This window comes from Sphingopyxis sp. SCN 67-31 (assembly GCF_001725095.1).
Genome location: NZ_MEFH01000136.1, coordinates 1 through 7,945 on the forward strand (window position 1 = coordinate 1; position 7,945 = coordinate 7,945).

Genomic DNA, 7,945 nt, shown 5'->3' on the forward strand with positions numbered 1-7,945 from the left:
CACGGCAGCGGCGCTGACGGGGCCGTGCGCATCGGCGACCGAGACGACCGGCACCGCGAATGCGGCGGTGGTGCGGCCGAACACGCTTATCAAGACCGACGACCTCGATTTCGGCACGATCGTCAGCGGCGCGACCGGGGGCACGGTGACGGTCAATCCGGCAACCAATGCGCGCAGCTCGGCTGGCGGCGTCACGCTCGCCGGCAGCGGCGCGCAGCGCGCGGCTTTTCAGGGCACCGGCGGCCTACTGCTGATCATCGTCAGCGGCAGCAATTCGGCGACGCTGACCCGTGCCGGCGGCGGCGCGCCCGCGTTGACCGCCACGCTGACCCGTGCGATGACGACAAGCGGCGGCGGCATCATCCTGCTCGGGTCGAGCGCGACGCTGCTGCCCAGCGGGGTGCAGACCTATTATGTCGGCGGCACGCTCAGCGTCCCGGCGAACCAGCCCGAGGGCGATTACAGCGGCACCTTCACGCTGACGGTCAATTATCTCTAGCCGGTCCTAGCGCACCCTGCGCCCCGTCCAGATGACCCGGCCGACGAGCCGGATCGCCGAGAGCGGCAGATCGTCCCAGCTCCGATAGTGCGGATTGTCGCTGATGACCGACACGCGCCCCGGCCCCGGCGCGCGGGCGATGCGTTTGACCATCAGCACATCGTCCATCCGCAGCACATAGATGCCGTCGCGCAGCCGGGCGGCCGCATCGCCGCCATCGACCAATATATCGTCGCCATCGCCCAGCGTCGGCGCCATCGAATCGCCTTCGACGCGAATGATGCTCAGCGCGCGCGGGTCGGCGCCCAGATCGCGCAGCCAGCGCGGATCGAAGGCGACCTCGCCTTCCACCGCTTCGCCATCGACGCTCGCGCCCGGCCCCGCCGAAGCGCCGATCGCCAGCTTGGGCACCAGCACGAGGTCGCGGCCGCGCGCGCGCGGCGTCGGCGCGGCGACGCGCAGCGCCGGGCCGCCCAGCAGCGCCTCCGACACGCCCAGATAGGCCGCGATGCGCGCCCGGTCCTGTTCGCCCAGCCGCCGCGGTGATCCGCGCTTGATATATTGCTGGATATAGGCGGGGTTGCGCCCGATGCGCGCCGAAAGCTGGGCATAATCCACCCCCTTTTCGGTCAGCAGCCGGTCGAGCATCCGGCGCGGGTCGTCGTCGATATCGGTCACGGACTGGTCCTTCCTATTTCGTCTCTAGCAATAGGATTTTTCCTAGACAAGTAGGAAAATGCCAATCAAATAGGAATTATCCTATTGAGCGAATCGTGGGCAGGGAGATGATGATGCAAGATATTCTGCTGGAACGGATCGAGGCCTTTCTGAAAGAGGCCGATATGCCGCCGAGCGTGTTCGGCCGCGCCGCGGTCCACGACCCGCGGCTGGTGAGCGACCTGCGCGGCGGGCGGATCTGTGGCCGCGCGGTGATCTGCCGTGCGGAACATTTCATGAACAAATGGCGTGCCGACTTCCGGGCGGGCCGCGTGACACCGATCGGCGACCGCCGCGTCGGCACCCGCGTCGGCCGCCGCGTTGGCGGCCCCGCCGACAAGGGGCGCCGCGCATGATCCGCTGGTCGCCCACCGCCCCCGCGCGCCCCGCCTGCCCGCACCGCCGCATCGCGCGCCTGCTGACGCGCCTGCTGCCGCCGGGAGCGCAGCTCGGCGCATCGACGATGCGGCCCTGGGCCAGCGCCAATTTCGTCGGCGCGCGCCACCTGTTTCCGCTGACGCTCCCCGCCGGAACCGCCCTCACCGATCTTTCGGCGCGGCTCGCCGCCTTCGACTGGCGGCTGGCCGGCCACATCGTCGCCGATGTCGCGGTCGAGGCGCAGCCAGGCGGCCTACGGGTCGAAATATTGAGCGTGGAGGATTAGCCGCCAGCTCGCGGTGTGCGAATAGCCGGGTTTAATGGCCGAGGCGCATCGCGACCGACGCGAGCCACGCTTCCTGCGCGGCCGCGGGCATCGGCCCTCGCGGCGCGCGCACGGCGTCGTTCATCGCGTCGAGATAGGTCAGAACGGCGGCGCGATAGCCGCCCCCGGCCACCGCCGATTCGAGCTGGCTCGCCAGCGTTTCGACGATCGCGAAGCCATGATCGCGCGCAAGGCAACGAATGTCGTCGACCCCCTGCACGATCTGGGTCAGCGCACAATGCGGCAACGCTTCGGCAAGCGCGCCGATCTGCCCGGAAATCCGGTTTTCGATATCGGTGAAAAAATCGGCCTGGGTACGCATCGTCCACCCCCTGTCCATAAAGGGAGGATGCGCGCCTTTGGTTAACGCCGGGTTAGCGGTGGGTGCGCGCGAATTCGCGCTGTTTGCAGCGATACATGTCGCGGTCGGCGGCGGCGAGCACGTCCGATTCGCTCATCCCGGTCTGCAGCATCGCGACGCCGAAGCAGGCCGACAGGCGAACCTCCTGCCCGTCATAGTTGGCGGGCTCGGCGCTCAGCACCTCGGCCAGCCGTTCAATCTGCGCGCGGGCGCCCTTTTCGCTCGACTGATCGAGGATCAGCCCGAATTCGTCACCGCCGATCCGCGCCGCGACATCGGTCGACCGGATCGACGCCGACAGGCGGCCCGCGATCTGCATCAGCGCGAAGTCGCCGGCGGCGTGCCCCAGCGTGTCGTTGATCTGCTTGAGCTGATTGACGTCGATGAACACGACCGCCGCGCTTTCGGCATGGCGTTCGAAGCGCGCGAGGCGCTGGTGAATCGCGGTCAGGAAATAGCGGCGATTGAACAGCGGGGTCAGCGTATCGCGTTCGGACACGCGTTCGAGCTCCGCGACCGCGATCTTCAGGATGCGGTTCTCACGGCGCAACGCATCGCGTTCGCGGCGCATTTCGCGCAACTGGTCCTCGATGGAGTCGACGGATACGAAACCGGCCCTTTCGACCGCGATCCGCGCCCCCCCTACGCTATCCATTCCCTATCCCCGATGCGCATCCGGTGGGTCGCCGGCAGGACGCCGGCAGGATGGGCATGGCGGGCAGGTTAGCCACGACTTGATACCAAGACGTAAACGCGGTGCCATTTTGGTGACATTGCCCGCGCGCGGTCGAGTCGCTAGGGGGATGGCAGCGGCGATTCATCGCCCGGGCAGGAGGGACGGAATGGGCGACGGCGCAGCCAGCGCGAAAGCCAGCATCGGCGTAATCATGGGCAGCCAGTCGGACTGGCCGACGATGGCGCATGCGGTCCAGATCCTCGAAGAATTCGGCATCGCGCACGAGGTGCATATCGTCTCCGCGCACCGCACCCCCGACCGGCTCGTCGCCTATGCCAAGGGCGCCGCCGACCGCGGGCTCCAGGCGATCATCGCGGGCGCCGGCGGCGCCGCGCATCTGCCGGGCATGGTCGCGGCGATGACGCGCGTTCCCGTGCTCGGCGTGCCGGTCCAGTCGGCGGCGCTCAGCGGCGTCGACAGCCTCTATTCGATCGTCCAGATGCCCGGCGGCGTCCCCGTCGCGACCTTTGCGATCGGCAAGGCGGGCGCGACCAACGCGGGGCTGTTCGCCGCCGCGCTGCTCGCCAACACCGATGCGGACCTCGCCGCGCGGCTCGATGCGTGGCGCGCCAAACAGACCGACAGCGTCGCACCGACGCCCGTGCGCGAAGGCTGACCCGCTTTGCTTTCCCCCGGATCGACGATCGGCATCCTGGGCGGCGGCCAGCTTGGCCGGATGCTCGCGGTCGCCGCCGCGCAGCTCGGCTACAAGGTTCATGTCTATGCCCCCGACGCCGAAAGCGTCGCGGCCGAAGTCACCGCACACCACACGCAGGCGGCGTGGGACGATGAACCGCGCCTCGCGGGCTTCGCGGCCGCGTGCGATATCGTGACCTTCGAATTCGAAAATGTCCCGGTCGACACGGTGCGTTTCCTGTCGGGCCATGTCGCGGTCCATCCGGGCGGCAAGCCGCTCGAAATCGCGCAGGACCGGCTCACCGAAAAATCCTTCGTCGCCGATCTCGGCGGCCGCACCGCGCCTTTTGCCGCGGTGCCGACGCGCGCGGCGCTCGATAGCGCGCTCGCCGCCATCGGCACCCCCGCGATCCTCAAGACCGTGCGCATGGGCTATGACGGCAAGGGACAGGCGCGAATCGCCGCGCCCGCCGACGCCGATGCGGCGTGGGAGGCGATCGGCGGCCAGCCCGCGATCCTCGAAGGTTTCGTCGCCTTCGACCATGAATTTTCGGTGATCATGGTGCGCGGCATCGACGGCGAAACGCGCTTTTGGGACAGTTCGGCGAATGTCCACGAAGGCGGCATTCTCGCCGTCTCCAGCCTGCCGCCGCCGTCCATCGTCCTCGACCAGCAACCCGCGGCGCGCGCGATGATGGCGGCGATCGGCGATGCGCTCGACTATGTCGGCGTGCTCACCGGCGAATTTTTCGCCACCGACGCGGGGCCGGTGTTCAACGAGATGGCGCCGCGCGTCCACAACAGCGGCCACTGGACGATCGAGGGCGCGGTGACGAGCCAGTTCGAAAACCATATCCGCGCCGTCGCGGGCCTGCCGCTCGGCGATACGGCGGTGCCGCTGCTGCCGGTGACGATGCACAATCTGATCGGCGCGCAGATCGAAAAGATTCCGGCGCTGCTTGCCGACGGCGCCGCGCACGTGCATCACTACGGCAAGACCGAGGTGCGCGACGGGCGCAAGCTCGGCCACGTCACTTGGGTTGGAGCCTCTCCCCGATGAACCGCCCGGATATCACGCTGGTCCTTGCACGCGCCGCCAATGGCGTGATCGGTGCGGGGGGCAAGATTCCCTGGCACCTGCCCGCCGACCTGCGCCGCTTCAAACAGCTCACCATGGGCCGCCCGATGATCATGGGGCGCAAGACCTTCGACAGCCTGCCCACGGTGCTGGAGGGGCGGCGCCACATCGTCCTCACCCGCGACGCGGGCTGGCAGGAGGAAGGCGCCGAACCCGTCGCCAGCGTCGAGGAGGCGCTGCGCCTCGCCAATGCGCCGCAGGCGATGGTGATCGGCGGCGCCGAAATCTACGATCTGTTCCTGCCGCTCGCGACGCGGATCGAATTGACCGAGGTCGCGATCGAACCCGCGGGCGATGCGACCATCGCCTATCCCGATCCCGCCGACTGGCAGGTCGTGGCGCGCGAGGATCATCCGGCCGACGACGCGGGGCGCCCGGCCTACAGCTTCGTCACCTTCACGCGCAAAGCGGGATGATGGCACGCGCAAAGCGGGACAATGGGGGAGAATTGACATGCGCCGCTGGCTGATCGGCATCGTAGCACTGCTCGTCGTGGGGGCGGCCGCCTTCTTCCTCCTCGCCCCCGGCATGATCGAGCGTGGGCTCAACAAGGTCGACGGCAAGCCGCTGCCGACGGTCAGCGCGCGCGCCGCCGCGCTGCACAAGACGCTGACGATCGTCGATCTGCACAGCGACAGCCTGCTGTGGGGGCGCAATTTCCTGAACCGCGCGACCCGCGGCCATATGGACCTGCCGCGGCTCGAAGAGGGCAATGTCGCGCTCCAGATCCTCTCCAGCACCACCAAGTCGCCAAAGGGCCAGAATTACGACGCCAATGGCGACGACAGCGACAATATCACCCCGCTGGTGATCGCGCAGCTGCAGCCGGTGCGAACGTGGAACTCGCTACTCGAACGCTCGCTCTGGCACGCGACGAAGCTGCACCGCGCCGCCGCGGCGTCGGACGGCAAGCTGATGGCGGTCGCGAGCCCCACCGAACTCGACGCGCTGCTCGCCGCGCGGCGCACCAAAACCCCGCCGCCCGTCGGCGCGATGCTCAGTGTCGAGGGGCTCCACGATCTCGACGGCAATATCGACAATCTGGACAAGCTCTACGGCGCCGGCGTCCGCATGGCGGGGATCACCCACTTCTTCGACAATATCTTCGCCGGATCGATGCACGGGCTGAAAAAGGGCGGCCTCACCCCGCTCGGCCGCGACCTGATCGGCCGGATGGAAGCGAAGGGGATGATCGTCGACATCGCGCATTGCAGCCACGCCTGCGTCGCCGACATCCTCAAGATGGCGCGCCGTCCCGTCGTGTCGAGCCACGGCGGGGTGCAGGCGACGTGCAAGGTCAACCGCAACCTCACCGACGACGAAATCCGTGGGCTGGCCGCGACCGGCGGCGTCATCGGCATCGGCTATTGGGACGCGGCGGTGTGCGACACCTCGCCCGCCAGCGTCGCCAGGGCGATGAAGCATGTCCGCGACCTCGTCGGCATCCAATATGTCGCGCTCGGCAGCGATTATGACGGCGCGACCACCGTCCGCTTCGACACATCGAAGCTGGTTCAGGTGACGCAGGCGCTGCTGGACGCGGGCTTCAGCGACGACGACATCCGCGCCGCGATGGGCGGCAACGCGCTCCGCGTCATCCGCGCGGGGATCGTGCCGCTGACGCCGCCGGCCCGATGACCCGATTTCCAAATCCGTTGGCCCTGAGCGTGTCGAAGGGCCGTCCTTCCTTCTGGCGAGGTTGAAAGAAAGAACAGTGCTTCGACAAGCTCAGCACGAACGGAAGAGAGGGTGGCCATGATCCGCCTCGACGGCCACGAACGTATCGAGGGTGCGCTGCGCGGCGGCGTCATCGCGCTCGGCAATTTCGACGGCTTTCACGCCGGGCACCAGGCGGTGGTCGGCCGCGCGGTGCATCATGCCAAGGACGACGGGCGCCCCGCGATCGTCGCGACCTTCGACCCGCATCCGGTGCGCTTCTTCAAACCCGACGTGCCGCCCTTCCGCCTGACCACGCTCGACCAGCGGCAGCAATTGTTCGGCGCGGCGGGCGCCGACGCGATGCTCGTCCTCCCCTTCGACGCCGCGCTCGCCGCGACGACGGCGGAGGATTTCATCACCGAACTGCTGCTCGAACGCTATGGCGCGGCGGGGGTTGTCACCGGCGCCGATTTCGTCTTCGGCAAGGGCCGTGGCGGCGATGTCGTGACCCTCGCCGACCATGCCCGCCGCCTCGGCTTCTTTACCGAGATGGTCGCGCCGGTCGACGACAGCGCCGAGGTGATCTCGTCGAGCCGCATCCGCGACGCGCTGCGCGCGGGCGACTGCGCGACCGCGGCGCGCCTGCTCACCCGCCCCTTCACGGTGCGCGGAACCGTCCAGCATGGCGACAAGAACGGCCGCCTGCTCGGCTTTCCGACCGCGAACATCGACATGGGCACCTATTTGCGCCCGCGCTACGGCATCTACGCCGTCACCGGCCGCCTGCCCGATGGCCGCACCCTCAAGGGCGCCGCGAACCTCGGCATCCGGCCGAGCTTCGATCCGCCCAAGGAATTGCTCGAACCGCATTTCTTCGATTTCGACGGCGACCTCTACGGTCAGGAAATCGACGTCGAATTCCGTGCCTTCATCCGGCCCGAGGCGAAGTATGACGGGATGGACGCGCTGATGGCGCAGATTGCAGCGGATTGTGACGAGGCGAGGAAGCTGTTGAGTCCCCTCTAAATCCGTTCGTGTCGAGCGAAGTCGAGACACCCCACGGGCCGGCGCTGCCAATTGGCATCTCGACTTCGCTCGATTCGAACGGAATCGAGGGTGATCCGACTGTTTGCTCCCGCGCAAATCTGCGCTAAGCGCCGCGACCATGACCGACAGCACGCCTACCGCAGAACAGCGCGATTACCGCGACACCGTCTTCCTGCCCAAGACCGACTTCCCGATGAAGGCCGGCCTGCCGCAGAAGGAACCGCAGATTCTGGCGAAATGGATCGAGGGCAATCTGGAAGGGCAGATTCGCGAAAGCCGCAAGGGCCGCGACCAGTTCATCCTCCACGACGGCCCGCCCTACGCCAATGGCGACATGCATATCGGCCATGCGCTCAACCATATCCTCAAGGACATGGTCGTCCGCACCCAGACGCTGAAGGGCAAGGACGCGCCCTACGTCCCCGGCTGGGACTGTAACGGGCTGCCGA

The 7,945-nt window shown here is 67.9% G+C and carries 12 protein-coding genes; 9 read left to right on the forward strand and 3 right to left on the reverse strand.

The window, feature by feature from the left end; all coding sequences use genetic code 11:
• A partial coding sequence (locus tag ABS88_RS21395) for a DUF4402 domain-containing protein (protein ID WP_286750527.1) occupies window positions 1-499 on the forward strand: 499 nt, incomplete at its 5' end.
• Window positions 500-505: 6 nt separating this feature from the next.
• Here ABS88_RS21395 and ABS88_RS21400 read toward each other — a convergent pair.
• Window positions 506-1,147, reverse strand: a complete 642-nt coding sequence (locus ABS88_RS21400) for a S24 family peptidase (protein ID WP_040589560.1) — start codon at window positions 1,145-1,147, stop codon at window positions 506-508.
• Window positions 1,148-1,290: 143 nt separating this feature from the next.
• Here ABS88_RS21400 and ABS88_RS21405 point away from each other — a divergent pair, with 143 nt between their 5' ends.
• Together ABS88_RS21405 and ABS88_RS21410 are read left to right on the forward strand one after the other, a co-directional pair.
• Window positions 1,291-1,572, forward strand: a complete 282-nt coding sequence (locus ABS88_RS21405; RefSeq protein WP_286750533.1) for a hypothetical protein — start codon at window positions 1,291-1,293, stop codon at window positions 1,570-1,572.
• Complete coding sequence (locus ABS88_RS21410; RefSeq protein WP_286750528.1) at window positions 1,569-1,880, forward strand: hypothetical protein; 312 nt, start codon at window positions 1,569-1,571, stop codon at window positions 1,878-1,880. Before ABS88_RS21405 ends, ABS88_RS21410 begins: the two co-directional genes overlap by 4 nt.
• Window positions 1,881-1,911: 31 nt before the next feature.
• On the opposite strand, the gene ABS88_RS21415 is transcribed toward ABS88_RS21410, so the two are convergent.
• Entirely contained in the window at window positions 1,912-2,241 is a 330-nt protein-coding gene (locus ABS88_RS21415; RefSeq protein ID WP_286750529.1) for a hypothetical protein, read from the reverse strand.
• A 52-nt stretch (window positions 2,242-2,293) separates the two neighbouring features.
• Window positions 2,294-2,935: a GGDEF domain-containing protein gene (locus tag ABS88_RS21420; protein ID WP_286750530.1), complete on the reverse strand. Its 642-nt coding sequence runs from the start codon at window positions 2,933-2,935 to the stop codon at window positions 2,294-2,296.
• 187 nt (window positions 2,936-3,122) lie between these two features.
• On the opposite strand from ABS88_RS21420, the gene purE reads away from it, so the two are divergent.
• The 6 genes from purE to ABS88_RS21450 all read left to right on the forward strand — a co-directional run.
• On the forward strand, window positions 3,123-3,632 hold the full coding sequence (gene purE / locus ABS88_RS21425) for a 5-(carboxyamino)imidazole ribonucleotide mutase (protein WP_003040942.1): 510 nt from the start codon (window positions 3,123-3,125) through the stop codon (window positions 3,630-3,632).
• A 6-nt stretch (window positions 3,633-3,638) separates the two neighbouring features.
• Complete coding sequence (locus tag ABS88_RS21430; protein ID WP_082657436.1) at window positions 3,639-4,712, forward strand: 5-(carboxyamino)imidazole ribonucleotide synthase; 1,074 nt, start codon at window positions 3,639-3,641, stop codon at window positions 4,710-4,712.
• A complete protein-coding gene (locus ABS88_RS21435) occupies window positions 4,709-5,206 on the forward strand; it encodes a dihydrofolate reductase (RefSeq protein WP_003040947.1) in 498 nt (165 codons plus the stop codon). The genes ABS88_RS21430 and ABS88_RS21435 overlap by 4 nt, the downstream gene beginning before the upstream one ends.
• A 37-nt stretch (window positions 5,207-5,243) precedes the next feature.
• Window positions 5,244-6,428: a dipeptidase gene (locus ABS88_RS21440; protein ID WP_286750531.1), complete on the forward strand. Its 1,185-nt coding sequence runs from the start codon at window positions 5,244-5,246 to the stop codon at window positions 6,426-6,428.
• A gap of 117 nt (window positions 6,429-6,545) precedes the next feature.
• Window positions 6,546-7,475, forward strand: coding sequence for a bifunctional riboflavin kinase/FAD synthetase (locus ABS88_RS21445; protein ID WP_058812947.1), 930 nt, complete (start codon window positions 6,546-6,548; stop codon window positions 7,473-7,475).
• A gap of 139 nt (window positions 7,476-7,614) precedes the next feature.
• Window positions 7,615-7,945: class I tRNA ligase family protein (locus ABS88_RS21450; RefSeq protein ID WP_286750532.1), on the forward strand; the 331-nt coding region annotated here is incomplete at its 3' end.

Bases quoted from the DNA above. Each gene is read 5' to 3' on its own strand.
- ABS88_RS21400 (WP_040589560.1), bottom strand. From the start codon at position 1,147: ATGCTCGACCGGCTGCTGACCGAAAAGGGGGTGGATTATGCCCAGCTT.
- ABS88_RS21405 (WP_286750533.1), top strand. From the start codon at position 1,291: ATGCAAGATATTCTGCTGGAACGGATCGAGGCCTTTCTGAAAGAGGCC.
- ABS88_RS21410 (WP_286750528.1), top strand. From the start codon at position 1,569: ATGATCCGCTGGTCGCCCACCGCCCCCGCGCGCCCCGCCTGCCCGCAC.
- ABS88_RS21415 (WP_286750529.1), bottom strand. From the start codon at position 2,241: ATGCGTACCCAGGCCGATTTTTTCACCGATATCGAAAACCGGATTTCC.
- ABS88_RS21420 (WP_286750530.1), bottom strand. From the start codon at position 2,935: ATGGATAGCGTAGGGGGGGCGCGGATCGCGGTCGAAAGGGCCGGTTTC.
- purE (WP_003040942.1), top strand. From the start codon at position 3,123: ATGGGCGACGGCGCAGCCAGCGCGAAAGCCAGCATCGGCGTAATCATG.
- ABS88_RS21435 (WP_003040947.1), top strand. From the start codon at position 4,709: ATGAACCGCCCGGATATCACGCTGGTCCTTGCACGCGCCGCCAATGGC.
- ABS88_RS21440 (WP_286750531.1), top strand. From the start codon at position 5,244: ATGCGCCGCTGGCTGATCGGCATCGTAGCACTGCTCGTCGTGGGGGCG.
- ABS88_RS21445 (WP_058812947.1), top strand. From the start codon at position 6,546: ATGATCCGCCTCGACGGCCACGAACGTATCGAGGGTGCGCTGCGCGGC.